Source organism: Longimicrobium sp., from assembly GCF_036387355.1.
Lineage (GTDB): Bacteria > Gemmatimonadota > Gemmatimonadetes > Longimicrobiales > Longimicrobiaceae > Longimicrobium.
On the sequence record NZ_DASVTX010000288.1, the window covers coordinates 14427 to 31782 of the forward strand.

Genomic DNA, 17356 nt, shown 5'->3' on the forward strand with positions numbered 1-17356 from the left:
CGATGTGAGCAGTCTTTTTCAGTCCGGCGATGCGGGATCGACAAGGACGACGATGATGTCGTTGACGTTGGTGCCCGTGGGGCCGGTGACGATCAGGTCGCCCGCCGCGCGCAGAAAGGGATACGCGTCGTTGCGGCGCAGCGCGTCGTCCGCGTCCAGCCCGGCCGCCTCGCCACGCGCCACCGTGCCGCCATCCGCAAAGCCGCCCGCCGCGTCCGTGGGGCCGTCCACGCCATCCGTCGCGGCGCTGGCCACCAGGATGCCGGATTCGCCGCTCAGTTCCAGGGCGGCGCCCAGCGCGAGCTCCTGGTTGCGCCCGCCGCGGCCGCCACCCTTTACCGCCACCGTCGTCTCTCCGCCCAGCAGGAGCGCGATGGGGCGCGGCGAACGTTCCGCTCTCGTTTCCAGCCCCAGGCGCGCCACCTGCTCGCCCACGGAGCGCGCGTCGCCCTCCACGTCATCCGCCACCACGCGCGCATCCCAGCCCAGGCGCGCCGCCTCGTCCGCCGCCGCGCGCAGGGCGTCGGCGTTGCTCGCGATCACGTACGCGGAGGCGCGCGCGAACGCGGGGTCGAAGTCGTCGGGCGTGTCCGCGATCTGCCCCGCGTCGCCCCGGCGCAGGTGTGCGAGCACGGATGCGGGCGCGTCCACCTCCCACCGGTCCAGCACCTCCAGCGCGTCCTCGTAGGTCGTGGGATCGGGCACGGTGGGGCCGGATCCGATGGCGTCCAGCGCGCCGCCCACCACGTCGGAGATGGCGAGCGTGACGATGCGCGCGGGGGCCGCCGCCTGCGCAAGCCGCCCGCCCGCGATGCGCGACAGGTGCTTGCGGACGCAGTTGATCTCCGCGATCGGCGCGCCGCAGCGGACGAGGCGCTCGGTCACCCGCTGCAGGTCGGAGAGCGACACCCCCGCCACCGGCGCCGGCCACAGCGCCGACGCACCGCCGCTCAGCAGGCAGAGCACCAGGTCGCGCGGCCCCGCGGCGCGCGCGAGACGGAGCGCGTCCGCGGCGCCGGCCAGCCCGCCCGTGTCGGGAACGGGATGCGCCGCCTCCCACACCTCGATGCCGGGCAGGTCCGCGCCGCCGCCATGGCGCGTGGTCAGGGAGCCCTCCGCGATCCATCCGCCGAACACCTCCAGCGCGCCGCGCGCCATCCCCACAGCCGCCTTTCCCGCGCCCACCAGCAGCACGCGGTCCACCACCTTCAGGTCGATCTCCTCCTGGTCCGCCACGCGCAACCGGGTGCCGTCGATGGCGAGCGCGCGGAGGACGGCGGCACGCGGGTCCGCGGCGCGAAGGGCGGCGTCCAAGATGCGTAGGGCGGCGGCGCGGCGCTCGTCCATCAGCCCACCGGCGTGAGCGGGGGCTGGCCGGAAAGCACCGCGTGGACGTTGCGCGCGGCCAGCATCGCCATCCGTCCGCGCGTCTCCACCGTCGCGGAGCCAATGTGGGGAAGCAGCATCACGTTGGGCAGGTCCAGCAGGCCGGGATGGACGGCCGGCTCGCGCTCGTACACGTCCAGCCCCGCCCCCGCGAGATGCCCGTCGCGCAGCGCGTCCACCAGCGCCGCCTCGTCAACCAGCGGGCCGCGCGCGGTGTTGATGAGGAACGCGCCGCGCCGCATCCGCAGCATCGCGTCCGCGTCGATCACGTGGCGCGTCTGCGGGGTCAAAGGCGCGTGCAGGCTCAGCACGTCGCTGGACGACAGCAGCTCGTCGAACTCCACCCACCGTGCGCCGAGCGCCGCCTCCGCCGCCGCGTCCAGCCGCGTGCGGGAGTGGTAGATGACGCGCATGCCGAACGGCGCCGCCCGCCGCGCCACCGCCTGCCCGATGCGCCCCATCCCGTAGATTCCCAGCGTGCGGCCGGCCAGGTCCGCGCCCAGGTAGCCATCGAACCGCCACCCGTCGAAGCCGCCCTCCCGCACGCTGCGCTCGGCGGACGAGACCCCGCGCAGCGTGCCGAGGATGAGCGCGAACGCCACGTCCGCCGTGGCGTCCGTGAGCACGCCGGGCGTGTTGGTGACGGTGACGCCCCGCGCGCGGCAGGCGGCGAGGTCCACGTGCTCGTAGCCGACGACGGCGTTCGCCACAATGCGGAGACGCGGCGCGGCGGCGAGCAGATCGGCGTCCACGCGCTCGGTCATCAGGCAGAGCAGCGCCTCCGCGTCCGCCAGCGACTCGCGCCACCCCTCCGGCCCGGCGATCGGGCCGAGCGGGCGCAGGAGATCGACCGCTTCGTCAGGCAGGGTGAAGGTGCAGACGATTCGCGCCATCAGGCGAGCGGCTTTTCCCACAGGCTGATGCCGGCGGATCCCAGGCCCAGCGCGGCGTGGTCGCGAATGCTCATCTCCCGGAACCCCAGCCCGCGCACGATGGGGTGCACGGGGAGGCGGCGGCGCTGAAAGGCGGTCCGAAGCGCGCGCATACCCCGCCCCACCAGCCACACCTGCAGCCCGGAAAGCGCCTCCCGCGCCAGCCCTTGGCGGCGGTGCTCGGGGGCGATCATCACCATGCCGATGAGCGCCTTGTCCGCCTCGGGATTGCCCGCCCACCAGCCGATGGCGCCCACGGCCTCGCCCGTCTGCACCAGGCTCAGCAGCGCCACGTCGCGCCCCGGCGTGGCCGCGCACCCGGCGATCTCGCGCGCGGCGGCGTCCGGGTCCGGCGCGGGGAGCCCGGAAAGGATGCGGAAGTGGTCCGCGCACCGCGTGAACATCTCCTGCAGCGCGGCCTCCTCCCCCGGCCCGAGCGTGCGCAGGAGCAGGCGGTCGGTCTCGATTTCCAGCGGGGCGTCCACCATCGTGTGTGTTCCGCGGTGACAGGGCCGGCCCGGGCGGGCGCGGCGGCCGGGGAAGTTGCCCCGGGGCGCCTTGGGGCGTCAAGTTGTCCCCGCGCCGCGGCGGTCGCGGCCACCCACTCACCACACCGGGAGCGGCGAACGATGCAACTGGAGTCCGCGCACTTCATGCGGACGGGCGACGTGGTGCGCCACGCGACGGGAAGCGAGGGGAGCGTGGTGGACGCCCTCGCGCTCTACGCCGTCGTTCGCTGGGACGACGGGCGGCAGGAAGAAGTCGACCAGCTGGATCCGCAGATTCTCGTCATTGAGCGCGCCTCCCGCGAGTAGCGCCTGATCCCTGCTACCGTATCAGGTGAAAACATTGGCTTAGACCATGGCGCACAACGACTTGTCGGTTGTACCTTTGCTGCAGGCTCCGGAGGTATATCTGATGAGAACTGCTCTGCACGGGGCTCCTCCCCGTACTGTGCTGATCGTGGAAGATCAGTTGGAAATGCGCGCCATCACTACGGCGTACTTGGAGCACCAGGGGTACCGCGTGGTGGCGGCGGGCGATGGGCTGGAAGGGCTGCGGCGTGCGCGCGAGGTGCACCCGGACCTGATCCTGATGGACATTTCCGTCCCGGGGCTGGACGGCATCGAGGCGACGGCGGTGCTCAAGGGCGACCCTGAGACTTCGGACATTCCCATCGTAATCGTGAGCGCGCACCCGTACGGCTCGGTGGGAAAGCGCGCGCGCGATGCCGGCTGCGATGGCTGGCTGAACAAGCCGTGCGACCCCCGTCGGCTGCTGGAAGAGGTGCAGCGGCGGGTCGGCGCCCCCAACTGACCCTCCCTCGCTCCACATCCATCCCGGCCCGACGACTCTTTTCCCGACTCGCATGAGCCACTTCGCCGATCCGAGCTGGTGCGCACGCCTGCACGCGGCGCGCTCGTCCGCGGCCCAGTCCGCCGGTGCCGCGCCGCCGGCGGATCGGGCGACGTCGGATGATCCGCCACCCACGGACGCGCCGCCGGCCGTGGAGCGGAGCGCGCCGTTGTTCATCAAGCGCGAGATCCCGTCCGTGCACGAGTGCGAGTTGTGCGGCACCGCGATGTACGACCACAACTGCAAGATCGTCTGCCCCAACTGCGGCTACAAACGCGACTGCAGCGATCCGTAGGAAGTCTCCGCACCTGACAACAGAAGCAGCAGCCCCGCGCCACTCCATGGGAGTGGCGCGGGGCTGTTTGCATACCGAAGCCGACACCGCGCAAACCGCTTTCCTTCAGTAACTTGAACCGCACCTGGCAGCCGGGCCGCCCGGACATTGCGGACAGCACCGGTGCGCCCGTACCATGAGGGAGAGCCCGCGGAATGTGCTTGCGCCGCTTCGATCGCCCGGTTAGCGTACAATGCAAATGCATTGCACACGCGTTCGAAGAGGTTCCCGTGCCGAAGCAGGCCGACCGTTCCAGCCAGACGGCGAAGCCAAAAACTCGTTCGTTGAAGAAGGCCGCCGTGAAGCCCAATCCACGGAAGCACGCCCCGACAATGCCGGAAGGAGCGATGCCGTTCCTGGCCAGCAAGGTGACGGCGCGGTCGCAGACCACGTTGCCGAGCGGAGTTCGCAAGGCGCTCGGACTTCGGGCGGGAGATCAGATCGCCTACCAGATCGAGCAGGATCAGGTCATCATCCGCAAGGTGACGGCGGACGAAGAAGACCCGGCGCTGGACGGCTTTCTGGCCCTTCTTGAAGACGACATCGCAGCGAACAAGGAGCGGGTTGTTTTTGCCACGCGTGGGTTCGCCGCCTACCTGGAGGACCTGACCGCCGGAATCGAGGTCGACTACGATGCCCCCATCGAAGGGGAGTTCGAAATCTGAAAACAGCCCTGCCGCCGAACCGGGTACCGACCTGCTGGTTGTGAACGATTGGCGGATCGGGTTTCATCCGGCACTGCTTCTTCAACTCGAGAAGCTGATTTCGGCGGTGGAGAAGGAGACGCGCCGGCATCCCGACCGGCCGCCCGCATCGCAGCCTGCCCGCATCCTGGCGAACCTGAGACAGCTCATGTTCGTAGACGTTCCCCAGGATCCCGGCCGCGAGATGTACAGGCACGGCGGAACCCTGAGCAAACGCAGAAAACACTGGTTCCGCGCGAGGTTCGGCAACGGACGGTACCGGCTGTTCTTTCGGTACCGTCTCGCCGACAGGGTGCTGATCTTTGCGTGGGTGAACGACGAACGCAGCCCGCGCACCTACGGAAGTTCCACCGATGCCTACCGAGTCTTTGCGCAGAAGCTGGACAACGACAATCCGCCGGACGACTGGGATGCGCTCGTGAAGGAGTGCAGTTCAAGAGAGACCATCCAAAAGCTCAAACGGATTCTGGCCCGGATGAACGGCAACCCGGAACGCTGACCGACACCGGCAGAACCGCGCAGCCCCGCGCCACTCGATGGGAGTGGCGCGGGGCTGTTTGCATACCAAAGCCGACACCGCGCAAACCGTTACCCTCAAAGTGCTTTGGGTCGCGATACCAGTCCACTTCAGCGGACATTGCGGACACCACCCAACCAGCTTACCATCCGGAGATCCGGGCCCGGTCGATCACAGACAAAAAAACCCGACAGGGCTCCGAAGAGCGCTGTCGGGCAGAACGGGTCCCGGGACCTTGCCGAAGCAGTGGATCATCCGGGCTCAGTCCAAATAAGATAGCATGGCTGCGAGTGCGAAACAAGATGCCTTTGTGGGCCGGGTGGAGGCCGTCCTGTCCAGCGCACGCCTGCATCGGTTTGCAGCGTCCACAACGGAGCGCCGCTGGGAGCGGCTCGCACGCTACACCTGGAACGTGTCAATCTGCGAGGCGTTCTACCCGCTGCTCCACTTCTTGGAGATCGTGCTTCGCAACAGAGTCTACGATCATGGCGCGTCCTCGTACCCGCTGCATGGCACCAGACACATAGCCTCGTGGTTGGACGCGGACCCTCCGCACCTGACCCCGTACGCCGTTCAGGAGGTTGAGAACGCGAAGAAGAAACTCTTCCGATCCGCCAAGCGGCCCGGAGCGCTGGAACACCGGTCGGGCGCATACAACGGCGGAGATCTCGTGGCCGCGCTTGATTTCGGGTTCTGGACCGGTTTGTTCAGCAGACACTATCTGTTTCAGAACAGCCGGGACCGGCGGCTATGGCCGCACGGTTTCACCCAGGTATTTCCGTATGCGCCGTCCAGGATCGCGCTCCCCACAATCAGCGGCCGGCTGAACGGCCTCCGGCAGCTTCGCAACCGGGCTTTTCACCATGAGCCAATCTGGGCGCGTCCCAATCTCGCCGGCGACCGCGATAACATTCTTCAACTGCTGGACTGGATGAGCCCTGAGACGGCGCGTGTGGCACGAGCAACAGAGCGTTTGTCCGAAGTCGTCTCGGATGATTATCGCCGATGTCTGAGAGCGCGCATCTACCAGGAGACGCGCAGGTAGTCATTCACGCATCACTGGACACGGACCCGTGCGCCAAGCAAGGACGCCGCCTATCGAGATCCCGATTCGTCGCCGACCGCCTCAGGTTCGCCGAGATCTCGCCGCCGCCGCTCGCGCTTGAGCTCGGTGGACTGCTGCTCGATCATGCGGCGCACGCGGGCGGGGGCGTCGTGAAGCAGCGGCGCGATGAGCTGCGCTTCGGGGAGATTCTTCCAGTAGCGCAGCGGCATTTCGGCGCGCATGGCTCCGGGGCGCGCACGGCCGGGGTTGAAGGTGCTGGCGTAGTACGTCCGCCACAGCCCCTCCAGCTGGTCCGCGTCCGGCGCCTCGGACTTGGGCACGCCGGGAGTGAAGGAGACCGACGCTCCGTCCCAGTGCACGCAGCGGAGCGGCGTCAGGATGGACCAGCGCATGGAGGCGAAGCGCTCGGCAAAGAAGGGCGCGGTGTGCTCCACCACATCGTGCTCCGGCTCGAACCAGGCGACGTAGTGCGTGCCGCCCTCGTGCTCCACGGCGCGGAACCGCACGAACGCCTTCATCTTGTGCGATTCGCGGCGCACCGCCTTTTCCATCCGCAGAAGCTGGTGCACGTGCGGATCCGTGGCCACGTCCATGAGCGCGCGTTCGCCATTCATCACCCGCCACAGCACGCCGTACAGCAGGGCCCAGCGCTCCGGGTCGCGGTGCCACGCCACCATCCGCGCGATCTCCACGAACCGGCGCGGCACGCGGAACTCGCGCACCTCCGCCCCCGCCCCGCCGTCGTCCGCCAGCCCCAGCGAGGGCTGCTCCCCGCCCGCCGGCTCCCACGCGATGCCGCGCGGCTCCACCCCGTCCACGATCAGCCGCCGCGCAACGGCGCGCCAGCCGTCGAAGGTCGGGGTGAAGGAGACGGATTTCATCGATCGGAGTGCGTGAGTGCTGGGTGCTGAGTGCGTGAGTGCGGAGTGCGGAGTACGTGATACCCTCGGTGATCCTGAGCGGATGAATCCGCCGCTCGACCGGCGGTAAGCCTCGACACGTCGCCCACAGGCGCCGTTCGAGGCTTCAACTGCGCGAAAGCCCGGCGAATCGGTGTAGTTCTCCCCTCTCCGTGCGTCTGTTTGCACGGGGAGGGGCCGGGGAAGAGCCCGGAATGCGCCGGACGCCACGTCGGGCGTCAGCCTTTACAGTTCCCCGTGCACCGCCGCGCGCGCGGACTCGAACAGGTCGATCTGCGCGCGCTTGGGCGCGATGCGGTCCTGCAGGTCCAGCGAGTCGGGGCCAATGAGCGTGGGCCGGTGGTCCGCCGTGATCAGGAACGGAAGCGCGCGCCGCAGGGGAATCCCCAAGCGCCGCAGGTCATCCACCCGCACCTGCCGCCACGCACGCGCCCCCAGAATGCGCTTTACGTTGCGCGCGCCCAGCCCCGGAATACGCAGCAGCTCCTCGCGCGAGGCGCGGTTCACGTCCACGGGAAAGCGCTCCCGGTTGCGCAGCGCCCACGACACCTTGGGATCCAGGTTCAGGTCCAGGTTGGGCGCCTCCGCCGTCGTAAGCTCCGTCGCCTCGAAGCCGTAGAACCGCATCAGCCAGTCCGCCTGGTACAGGCGGTGTTCGCGCACCAGCGGCGTGGGAATCACCGGCAGCGTGGACGACGAGTCCGGAATGGGCGAAAAGCCGGAGTAGTACACGCGCTTGAGCCGCGGCCCCGTGTACAGCGACGACGCGGTGTGCAGAATGGTGGCGTCCGTGGCGTCCGTGGCGCCCACGATCATCTGCGTGCTCTGGCCGGCGGGGGCAAAGCGCGCCAGCGGCCGCGACGGGGAGCGCTCCTCCTTTGCCTCCGCGATGCGGTCGCTCATCCGCGTCATGGCGCCGGTGATCTGCACCAGCTTCTTTTCAGGCGCCAGCCGGTCCAGGTTTTCCTGCGTGGGCAGCTCCACGTTGATGCTCAGCCGGTCGGCCCACCGCCCCGCCTGGTCCAGAAGCTCCGGCGAGGCGTCCGGAATGGTCTTGAGGTGTATGTACCCCGCGAACCGGTGCTCCTGCCGCAGCGTTCGCGCAACCTGGATCAGCTGCTCCATCGTGTAGTCGGCGGAGCGGATGATGCCGGAACTCAGGAACAATCCTTCGATGTAGTTGCGGCGATAGAAGTCCAGCGTGAGGTCCACCACTTCCTGCACGGTGAACCGCGCGCGCTGCACGTCGCTGCTGCGGCGATTGATGCAGTACTGGCAGTCGTAGATGCACACGTTGGTGAGCAGGATCTTGAGCAGCGACACGCACCGGCCGTCGGGCGTGTAGCTGTGGCAGATTCCCGTTCCCTCCGTGCTGCCCAGGCCGTTCTTGCCGCCCTTGCGTCCCTTGGCCCCGCTGCTGCTGCACGAGGCGTCGTACTTGGCCGCGTCGGCCAGGACGGCGAGCTTGCCCGCGATCTCCATCCACCACGCCCCGCTGCAGGTTTCCCGCGTCCGAACAGACGCCGAAAGATAGCGCCGCAACGTGCGCGGCGTCAACGCTTTGTACAACGTGGCCGGACAGCCGTTCCCCTGCGCATGTGATTGCGGGAACAGCACTTGTTCACGCGGAGCACGCGGGGGTGGCGGAGGATCGCGGAGGGAACGGAAGGCGCCGGCGGAGGCATGAGGCCGCCGGGTCCGGCGCGAGAAAGACGGGACGAAAACGAGGCCGGCCCCGCGGATCGCGGGGCCGGCCAGGGGTCGTGCAGGGCGGGGTTATTTCTGCACGATCAGCGCCGTGACCATGCCGAACATTCCGCTCGGCGTTTCGGCGTGGGGAAGAATGTGGCAGTGAAAGGCCCATGTGCCCGGGTTGTTGCAGTCCACGATCACGTCCCAGCGCTCGCCGGGCGCAATGTTCAGCGTATCGCACATCCAGGGCATGGGCTGGGGATAGCCGTCCTTGTCAATCACCTTCATCCCCATTCCGTGCAGGTGCATGGGGTGAATCATCATCCCCTCGTTCATGAAGCGGATGCGCAGCTTCTGCCCGAGCTTGGCCACGATGGGCTCCGTGGCGGGAAAGCTCTTGCCGTTGAGCGTGTAGCCGTGGCTGCCGTCGTTCAGGATCATCACGTAGTCGATGTCCACCCGCTCCACCGCGCGCGGCCGGCGCGGCGCCACGATGAATGCGCCCAGCAGCCCCTTGCCCACCTGCTCCGCCGCGTTGTGGTGCGAGTGGTACATGTGCGATCCCGCGTTGGGCACGGTGAACTCGTACGTGTACGTGTCGCCCGGCTTGATGGGCGGCTGCGTGATGAAGGGCACGCCGTCCTGGTCAATGGGCACCAGCAGGCCGTGGAAGTGCACCGCGGTGGACTGGTCCAGCTCGTTCTTGAGTACCACGCGCACCCGGTCGCCCTCGGTGACGCGGATCTGCGGGCCGGGCACCTGGCCGTTATAGGCGAAGGCCTCCACGAACTTTCCGGGCTCCGTTTCCCACTGCATCCTGGCCGCGGTGAGCTCAAACACCTTGACGCCGTTCACGATGCGCGGCGCCATGGGCTGATTGCCCATCTTGCCCGTCTTGGCGGGGAACATCTTCATCCCCTTCTCGTGGTGCGCGTCCATCTCGTCCGCGCGGCGGCGGATTTCGGCGGCGCTGGCGGGCGTCTGCGGGTTGGGCGCCATGGTGCCGCCGCTGTGGTCGCTGTCGGCGTGCGTGCCCGACGCGGCGGCCCTGGTGGTGGCCGCGTTCCCCGCTGTTTCAGCGTTCGCCGCCGTCTTTTCCGCCGTGCCCGCGCCGCCGCACGCGCTCACCGCCATCCCGGCGATCGGTACCGCCAGGCCCAGTGCCGAAAAGCGGAGAAAGTCCCGGCGCGAAGGGGCGGCGGTCTTTTCGTGGTTGTCCTGTACGCTCATGGGTCGATCTCCGTTGGGTTCGGAACGGGCTGGCGGCGCCCCGTGGGCACCGGCAATCGCATTGTCTCTTGCGAACGCCATCAAGCTACCCGTTCCCCGGTGCGCCACCTGTCGGGGAGAGGACGGAGCGCCGGACGGGAAACCCATGAATTTCCGGCATGCGGACAGCCCGCGCTCCCCACGGGCGTGTGGGGAGCTTTCCTCACGAGTTCGAAGGAAAAAGGGAAGCCGCATCTCACGCGGGGGACGCGGAGGGTGGGGAGGTCGGGAAGAACCGCGGGGGCAAAGGGAAGCGCCCCGGGGCATCAGCCTCGGGGCGCTGTCGGTGGCGGCGATCGGTGGAATCCCGATCAAAGGCGGGCGAACAGGATCTCCGTCTCGTATTCCATGACCACCTGCCGGTCCTGCTGCGTCGCGTCGAACAGCCGGCGCAGGTCGCGGATCATCTCCTCGTGGCCGGGCTGCCCCGCGTTGGGTGCGTAGGACGATGACAGCAGGCGCCCCTCCAGCCCCGCGTAGTCGAACACCTGCCGGTTCTCCGCCGACCGCCGCGTGAACGGCCCGCCAAAGAAGGCGCGCAGCGTGTCGTCTGTCACGTTTCCGTGGTCCACGCCGGCGTAGTCCGTCCCGTGGCGCAACAGGAGAGCCTCGTAGCCGCGCAGAAACTCGGACGCGGCCCGCCGCCGCGCGTTCCACACGATCACGGCCAGCCCGCGGGGCCGCAGGATGCGCCGCCACTCCGCCCGGGCGCGCAGCGGATCGAGCCAGTGGAACGCCTGAAACGCCATCACGGCGTCCACGCTGGCGTCCGGCAGCCCCGTGGCCTCCCCGGTCCCGTCTACCACGCGAAAGCGGGGATCCCCGCCCAGCGCCGCCTCGGCCGCGGCGCGCATGGCCGCGTTCGGCTCCACCCCCACCACCGGATGGCCGCCCTGCAGCAGCAGCCGCGAGCTGATTCCGGTGCCCGCGCCTACGTCGGCTACGGTGTCGCCGGGCCGCAGCCCCGCCTCGCCGTGCAGCACGGCGAGGACGGAATCCGGGTAGCCGGGGCGGTGCCGCACATAGGCATCTACCCGGTCCGAGAAGCGGGTCGTGGACTGCCGGTCCGCCGTCACTCGGTAATCTGCACCGTGCGCGTGACCTCGGGGCGCGCGAACGTCGGGGTGTCCAGGTGATGGTAGACGCGGATGGTCGCGGGGCCCGGCGTATCAAAGGCGATCTGCGCCGTGTGCCGGAACGTCTTCAGCTCCTCCGTGCACACGTCCGCCGCGGCATCCGTGTAGTCCAGCGGGGTGATCTCCGCCGTGCGCGTCTGCTGGTTCACCACGACTTCCGTGATCCCCTCGCGCTCACACCCGCCGCCGATGGTCATGATCTCCACCGCGAACGCTGCCTTGGCCTTCGCGGTCGCGGGCGTGGCGACCGCGGGGCCCTGCTCGGTCTGCAGTAGCACGGCCGGGATCAGTTCCCAGTCGTGGTCCGGGCCGATGATGCCGCACGCGGAAACGGCGAGCGCGGCAACTGCCGCGGCGGACAGCGAACGAAACGTGGATTTCATGATGAGCTCCGTGGGTCGGCGTACGGCGGGTCTTTTCCCTCGTCCCGGGCCGCGGCAAATCCCGTCGCGGATGGGGGGACGAGCGGGTGCAGAAACGGCGCTCCCGCATGGAGAGCGCCGTCGAAAAAACGCCATCCACCGCCCGTTTGTGACAGGCGGCGCGCCCGCTACTCGCGGATGGGGACCAGGACGAACGAGGCCACCAGCATGGCGAGTCCGACCAGGTACGGCGCCGGGCTGCCCACCAGCAGGTAGTGCACGCCGCCGAACATGGCCGTCATCTCACCCAAAGCCCAGGCGATGATGTTCCACGTCTGCCGCTGGGCCGGGTCGCGCTCGGCCGCGTGCTTGCGCTGAAGCACCAGCACGCCCGCGGCCGCCACGATCAGGAACGCGATGTTCACCCACTGCAGCGCCGCGCCGATGTCGCTGCCGCCGCCGCGCGGGCCGTCGCGGCTCACCAGAAAGGTGATGATGCCGCCGAACGACAGCACGCCCGCCAGCAGGGCCATGCGAATGATGCGCAGCGTGGTGCCGCGGGACGGGGATGCGGATGTGGTCATGGGATGGGCGGAAGGGGTGGAACGGCGCCCGCCCCGGGCGGGGCGGGCGTGCGGGCGTCAGCGCGGCGCGCGGGGATCGAACATGGCCGGATCCACCGGATCGTTGGCGCGCACGTTGGAATATACCTCGTGCAGCACGCGGCGGGTACCGACGAACGCCTCCACCTCGGGCGCGATCCATCCGCCCGCCAGCCGCTCGTAGTTCTTGAACCAGATCGCCATCACCTGCCCGTTCGCCGCCGGCTCCAGCAGGCGGATGAAGAGCAGCCGGTCCGCCTCTACCGCGAACTGCTTGGAGGTGCTGTCGCCGCGCAGCGCGCCGACCACGTAGACGGGCGTGCCCTGCAGCGTGTCCACATGAAAGCGCGACAGGTCAAAGCCCTGCGCCCGCAGCGACGCCAGCGTGCGCTCCACCGGCTGGGCGTACACGTCGAAGCCCACCGTCATCAGCGCGTTGGTGCGGTTGACGGCGCGCACCAGCTGGCCGCGGTTCAGGCTGAAGGTGCTGTCGCGCGCAAAGATGGTGACGCGCCCCCCTGCCGGCGGGCCCATCTCGATCCGCAGCCCGCCCGGAATGCTGGCCCACTCGCGCCACTCCTCCACCACGGTGGAGTCGTTGGGGCGGGCGAGCGTGGTCGTCTGGGTAAAGCTGAGGGTGCGGTACCACGTCCGCTCGTAGCGGTCGTGCATCGCCTGGATGAGCGATTCCGAGCTGGTGATGGCGGGCGACGGGCGGACGGCCGCGGGGGCGCAGGCCGCGAGCGCGGCCAGGAGCAGGAAACAGACGCGGGGAATGCGCATGGTGCACCGGGGGAGCGGGTGTGGAACGGGTCGGCCGCAAAGGTATGGCGCCGGCCCGTCCCTCACAACTCGCGGCGCGCTACTCTTTCACCACGTTGGCGATGCGCTCGCCGTCCGTCTCAATCGCGCGCTCCACCCACAGCACCTGCACCACCGTCCACACCAGCATCACGAGCGGCAGCGCCAGCAGGATGCCCAGAAAGCCGAACACCGAGCCGAAGAGCACCAGGGCGAACAGCGTAACGAAGGGATGGATTTCCGCGCTGCGCGACATGGCCCAGGGAGTGATGAGGTTGGCCTCGATCTGCTGGATGGCCAGCGCCGCCACCGCCGTCCACATCCCCTTGGTGGGATCGTCCATCAGCGCCACGCCCACCGCCGCGCCGCCGCCCAGCCACGGGCCCACCAGCGGCAGAAACTCCGTCAGTCCGGAGAAGAGACCGAGCAGCAGCGCGTTGGGCACGCCGATGAGCCAGAACGCGAGCACGCTCAGCAGCCCCACGCCCATCATGGCGATCCCCACGCCCTTGAGCCAGCCCAGCAGCCGCTCCCCCAGCAGTTGAAAGATGCGGTACCACGCCGTCCGCAGATCGTCGGGAACGATGCGCAGCAGGGGGGTGAGCAGGCGGTCGTTCGGCGTGGCCAGGGCGAACAGCGCGCCGAAGAACAGGATCAGGGGAATGAAGAGCACTTCCAGCAGGCTGGCGGCGCTCCCCATGACGCTCCCCCCGGGCGACAGGCCGGCCAGCATCTTCTGCGGCGGGGGGAACTTGATGTTCATCCCCGTGTTTTCCCGCAGCCAGCCTTCCATGTTCTTGATTTGCTCCGTAAAGGCGGGGCCCTGCCCGGCCATGTCGCGCATTTGCTGCAGCAGCAGCGGCGCGCCGAACGCCACGGCCGCCACGAACCCGCCCACCACCGCGAGCCCGATCCCCGCCGCCAGCCACTTGCGCTGCACGGGGATGAGCCGCCGCAGCGCGTTCAGCCCGATGGCGATGATGGCGGCCGCGTACATCAGCAGGAACACCTGCGTGATCTCGTCAAAGAACCGGAACAGCAGCGCCAGCAGAAAGGCCAGCCCCACGGCGCGGTACAGGTGCTGCGGCCGCAGACGGTCGGACAGGGGCTGCGAGCGGGCGCCGGCCTTGACCTCCTCGGCCTCGACGCGTGGGGCGGTCGGGGGAGTGGATTCGTCTTCCGCCATGTGCGCCGCTGGGTTGTGGTGTGGATTCCCGGCTTTCCGGACAGACAGTCGGGCAAGGAGCGCACCAGATACACGGGCCCGGAGCGGCCCGCGTGCTTCAGGGCGGCCCCCACCCGGGCCGGCACCACCGGCCCACCCTCCCCCAAAGCGGACTGGGGGAGGGTTGATGGGCGTGAAGGCCAGGTGCAGGATGGCAGAGGTCTGGCGCCGCCGCATGGTGAGCGAATGAATTCGCCGCAACAACGGCTGAAAGCCTCACGATACTGCCGTGAGGCTGCGCTCGCGCGGGGATGAGTCCGGCGCCGAGTGCCATCCTCGCGCTGAGGTCTCCCCTCTCCGTGCGTCTGTTTGCACGGGGAGGGGCCGGGGGAGGGGCCCCGAGCCGCGGGTGAGAGCCACAGCCTGGATGCGCTCCGAGCCGCCGTTGCCGTGTGCCCCCTCTCCCACATCTGTTCGTGGGAGAGGGTGGACGCGTCTCAGCGCGGCCGGGTGAGGGCGCGGCCGGGTGAGGGCCACCCCGTCGGCCGCGCCAGCCTTGTCGCATCGCGCACAGATCGCGTCCGTGTGCTTCCGTTCCGCACATCCGTTCGTGGAGAGCGCCCCCCCGTACTTTCGCCCGGCACCGCGGCCCCGTACACTGCCCGGCCACACCCGCGGCACCCAATCCATCCCAATCCCGGAGAACGCCCGTGAAGGTGGCGGTGATCGGCGGCGGACCCGCCGGACTGTACTTCGCGCTGCTGATGAAGCGGGCCAACCCCGCCCACCAGATCGTCGTGCTGGAGCGCAACGCGCCGGACGACACGTTCGGCTGGGGTGTCGTGTTCAGCGACCAGACGCTCGGCTACCTGCGCGACGCCGATCCCGAAAGCGCCGCCAGCATCGCCGACGAGTTCGCGCACTGGGACGACATCGACATCCACGTCCGCGGCGCCACCATTACCTCCGGCGGCCACGGCTTCAGCGGCATCGCGCGCAAGACGCTGCTCCGCGTGCTGCGCGATCGCGCGGCGCAGCTGGGCGCGGACCTCCGCTTTGGGCAGGACGTGCCCGACGACGCGGCGCTGGCCGGCATCGGCGTGGAAGGGATGGACCTGGTCGTTGCCGCGGACGGGGTGAACAGCCGCGTCCGCGCGCGCTACGCCGACCGGTTTGCGCCCGACCTGGACGTCCGCACCGCGCCGTACTGCTGGCTGGGAACCGCCAGGCTCTTTGACGCGTTCACATTCCTGTTCGTGGAAACGGAGCACGGCGTCTTTCAGGCCCACGCCTACCGCTACTCGGCGGACCGCAGCGCCTTCATCGTGGAGTGCGACGAGCGGTCGTGGCGCAATGCGGGCTTCGACGCGATGAACGAGGCGCAGACGGTCGCGGCGTGCGAGGCCATGTTCGCCCCCTGGCTGGACGGCCATGCGCTGGAAAGCAACGCGCCGCACCTGCGCTCGCCGTGGATCCGCTTTACCCGCGTGAGCAACGAGCAGTGGTTTGCGATGGATGGTACCGCCGCCCCCGTCGTTCTCATGGGCGACGCGGCGCACACGGCGCACTTTTCCATCGGCTCGGGAACCAAGCTGGCGATGGAAGACGCCATCCTGCTCGCCCGTGTCCTGAACCGTGATGGTGCCAGCCTGGCTGACGCGCTGCGGGAATACCAGGAGGAGCGGCGTATGGATGCGCTGCGGCTGCAGAACGCCGCGCGCAACAGCATGGAGTGGTTCGAGAACGTCCGCCGCTACATCCACCTGGATCCGCCGCAGTTCGCCTATTCGCTGCTCACACGCAGCCAGCGCGTGAGCCACGAGAACCTGCGGCTGCGCGACGCGGCGTACCTGTCCGGCGTGGAGCGGTGGTTCGCCTCGCGCGCGGAGGCGGGCGCGGAGCCGGAGCGCTGCCCGCCGCCCATGTTCACCCCGTTCCGCCTGCGGGGATTGCGGCTGCAGAACCGCGTCGTCGTATCGCCGATGGACATGTATTCCGCCGAAGACGGGCTGCCGAACGACTTCCATCTCGTCCACCTGGGGTCCCGCGCGCTGGGCGGCGCCGGGCTGGTGATGACGGAAATGACCTGCGTGTCGCCCGAGGCGCGCATCACGCTGGGGTGCACGGGGATGTACGCGCCGGAGCACGTGGATGCGTGGCGGCGCGTGACGGATTTTGTGCATGCGCGCAGCACGTCGCGCATCTGCCTGCAGCTGGGCCACAGCGGGCCCAAGGGCGCCACGCGGCTGATGTGGGAGGGGATGGACGAGCCGCTTGCGGAGGGCGGATGGCCGGTGATGGGCCCCAGCGCGCAGCCCTACGGCGAACGGAACCAGGTGCCGCGCGAGATGACGCGCGCCGACATGGACCGGGTGCGCGACGAGTTCGTCCGCGCGACGGCGATGGCGGAAAGCGCGGGGTTCGACATGGTGGAACTGCACTGCGCGCACGGCTACCTGCTCAGCAGCTTCCTGACGCCGCTGAGCAACCGCCGCACGGACGAATACGGTGGCTCGCTCCAGAACCGGCTGCGCTATCCGCTGGAGGTTTTTCGTGCGATGCGCAACGCGTGGCCCGAGGACCGGCCCATCTCCGTCCGTATCTCGGCCACGGACTGGGTGGACGACGGGTTGACGGCGGACGAGGCGGTGGCCATAGCCCGCGCGTTCGGCGAGGCGGGCGCGGACATCATCCACGTGTCCACGGGGCAGACTACGCCGCGGGGCAAGCCGGTGTACGGCCGCATGTTCCAGACGCCGTACAGCGACCGCATCCGCAACGAGGCCGGCGTGCCGACCATCGCCGTGGGCAACATCACCGAGGCGGACCAGGTGAACGGGATTGTCGCGGCGGGGCGCGCGGACCTGGTGGCGCTCGGCCGGCCGCACCTGGCGGATCCGTTCTGGACGTTGCACGCCGCCGCGCAGATGGGGTGGAAAGACCAGCCCTGGCCGATTCAGTACGCCAGCGGCAAGAGCCAGCTGGAGCGCACCCTGCAGCGCCAGCAGGAGATGCTGGGCACCGCCGCGATCTGACGATGAACGGCGAACGGCATCTTACCGGCAAGACCGCGGTCGTCACGGGCGGCGGCCGCGGCATAGGCGCCGCCATCGC

18 protein-coding genes are annotated in these 17356 nt (G+C 69.2%); 7 read left to right on the forward strand and 11 right to left on the reverse strand.

Annotated elements, in window-relative coordinates; translation table 11 throughout:
- Positions 1 to 18: 18 nt before the first annotated feature.
- Genes VF665_RS12355 through VF665_RS12365 form a run of 3 tightly spaced genes read right to left on the reverse strand, consistent with a single transcriptional unit; the run spans position 19 to position 2806 of the window.
- On the reverse strand, positions 19 to 1347 hold the full coding sequence (locus VF665_RS12355; RefSeq protein WP_331053729.1) for a glycerate kinase: 1329 nt from the start codon (positions 1345 to 1347) through the stop codon (positions 19 to 21).
- The gene (locus tag VF665_RS12360) at positions 1347 to 2279 is read right to left on the reverse strand and encodes a D-glycerate dehydrogenase (RefSeq protein WP_331053730.1); all 933 of its coding nucleotides are present in this window, start codon (positions 2277 to 2279) and stop codon (positions 1347 to 1349) included. Before VF665_RS12360 ends, VF665_RS12355 begins: the two co-directional genes overlap by 1 nt.
- Entirely contained in the window at positions 2279 to 2806 is a 528-nt protein-coding gene (locus VF665_RS12365) for a GNAT family N-acetyltransferase (protein WP_331053731.1), read from the reverse strand. Before VF665_RS12365 ends, VF665_RS12360 begins: the two co-directional genes overlap by 1 nt.
- 141 nt (positions 2807 to 2947) lie before the next feature.
- On the opposite strand from VF665_RS12365, the gene VF665_RS12370 reads away from it, so the two are divergent.
- From VF665_RS12370 to VF665_RS12395, 6 genes are all read left to right on the forward strand, one after another.
- On the forward strand, positions 2948 to 3133 hold the full coding sequence (locus tag VF665_RS12370) for a hypothetical protein (protein ID WP_331053732.1): 186 nt from the start codon (positions 2948 to 2950) through the stop codon (positions 3131 to 3133).
- A gap of 148 nt (positions 3134 to 3281) precedes the next feature.
- Positions 3282 to 3635, forward strand: a complete 354-nt coding sequence (locus tag VF665_RS12375) for a response regulator (protein WP_331053733.1) — start codon at positions 3282 to 3284, stop codon at positions 3633 to 3635.
- Positions 3636 to 3687: 52 nt separating this feature from the next.
- The gene (locus tag VF665_RS12380) at positions 3688 to 3969 is read left to right on the forward strand and encodes a hypothetical protein (RefSeq protein WP_331053734.1); all 282 of its coding nucleotides are present in this window, start codon (positions 3688 to 3690) and stop codon (positions 3967 to 3969) included.
- Between the two features lie 269 nt (positions 3970 to 4238).
- A complete protein-coding gene (locus VF665_RS12385) occupies positions 4239 to 4673 on the forward strand; it encodes a type II toxin-antitoxin system PrlF family antitoxin (RefSeq protein WP_331053735.1) in 435 nt (144 codons plus the stop codon).
- A complete protein-coding gene (locus VF665_RS12390; protein ID WP_331053736.1) occupies positions 4642 to 5211 on the forward strand; it encodes a type II toxin-antitoxin system YhaV family toxin in 570 nt (189 codons plus the stop codon). The genes VF665_RS12385 and VF665_RS12390 overlap by 32 nt, the downstream gene beginning before the upstream one ends.
- 298 nt (positions 5212 to 5509) lie before the next feature.
- Positions 5510 to 6274, forward strand: coding sequence for a hypothetical protein (locus tag VF665_RS12395; protein ID WP_331053737.1), 765 nt, complete (start codon positions 5510 to 5512; stop codon positions 6272 to 6274).
- 50 nt (positions 6275 to 6324) lie between these two features.
- Here the strand turns inward: VF665_RS12395 and VF665_RS12400 are convergent, their stop codons facing one another.
- From VF665_RS12400 to VF665_RS12435, 8 genes are all read right to left on the reverse strand, one after another.
- Positions 6325 to 7176 (reverse strand): TIGR03915 family putative DNA repair protein, encoded by an 852-nt coding sequence (locus tag VF665_RS12400; RefSeq protein ID WP_331053738.1) that lies wholly within the window; start codon positions 7174 to 7176, stop codon positions 6325 to 6327.
- Positions 7177 to 7440: 264 nt separating this feature from the next.
- On the reverse strand, positions 7441 to 8697 hold the full coding sequence (locus tag VF665_RS12405; RefSeq protein WP_331053739.1) for a putative DNA modification/repair radical SAM protein: 1257 nt from the start codon (positions 8695 to 8697) through the stop codon (positions 7441 to 7443).
- A 294-nt stretch (positions 8698 to 8991) separates the two neighbouring features.
- Positions 8992 to 10137 carry a multicopper oxidase family protein gene (locus VF665_RS12410; RefSeq protein ID WP_331053740.1) on the reverse strand — a complete coding sequence of 382 codons (1146 nt, stop codon included), beginning with the start codon at positions 10135 to 10137 and terminating at the stop codon, positions 8992 to 8994.
- Positions 10138 to 10487: 350 nt separating this feature from the next.
- Positions 10488 to 11252, reverse strand: coding sequence for a class I SAM-dependent methyltransferase (locus tag VF665_RS12415; protein ID WP_331053741.1), 765 nt, complete (start codon positions 11250 to 11252; stop codon positions 10488 to 10490).
- On the reverse strand, positions 11249 to 11695 hold the full coding sequence (locus VF665_RS12420; protein ID WP_331053742.1) for a hypothetical protein: 447 nt from the start codon (positions 11693 to 11695) through the stop codon (positions 11249 to 11251). Before VF665_RS12420 ends, VF665_RS12415 begins: the two co-directional genes overlap by 4 nt.
- 167 nt (positions 11696 to 11862) lie before the next feature.
- The gene (locus VF665_RS12425; RefSeq protein WP_331053743.1) at positions 11863 to 12258 is read right to left on the reverse strand and encodes a hypothetical protein; all 396 of its coding nucleotides are present in this window, start codon (positions 12256 to 12258) and stop codon (positions 11863 to 11865) included.
- A gap of 57 nt (positions 12259 to 12315) precedes the next feature.
- A complete protein-coding gene (locus VF665_RS12430) occupies positions 12316 to 13059 on the reverse strand; it encodes a hypothetical protein (protein WP_331053744.1) in 744 nt (247 codons plus the stop codon).
- 79 nt (positions 13060 to 13138) lie between these two features.
- Positions 13139 to 14263 (reverse strand): AI-2E family transporter, encoded by a 1125-nt coding sequence (locus VF665_RS12435; RefSeq protein ID WP_331053745.1) that lies wholly within the window; start codon positions 14261 to 14263, stop codon positions 13139 to 13141.
- A 689-nt stretch (positions 14264 to 14952) separates the two neighbouring features.
- Here VF665_RS12435 and VF665_RS12440 point away from each other — a divergent pair.
- On the forward strand, positions 14953 to 17277 hold the full coding sequence (locus tag VF665_RS12440) for a bifunctional salicylyl-CoA 5-hydroxylase/oxidoreductase (protein WP_331053746.1): 2325 nt from the start codon (positions 14953 to 14955) through the stop codon (positions 17275 to 17277).
- The last annotated feature ends 79 nt before the right edge of the window (positions 17278 to 17356 follow it).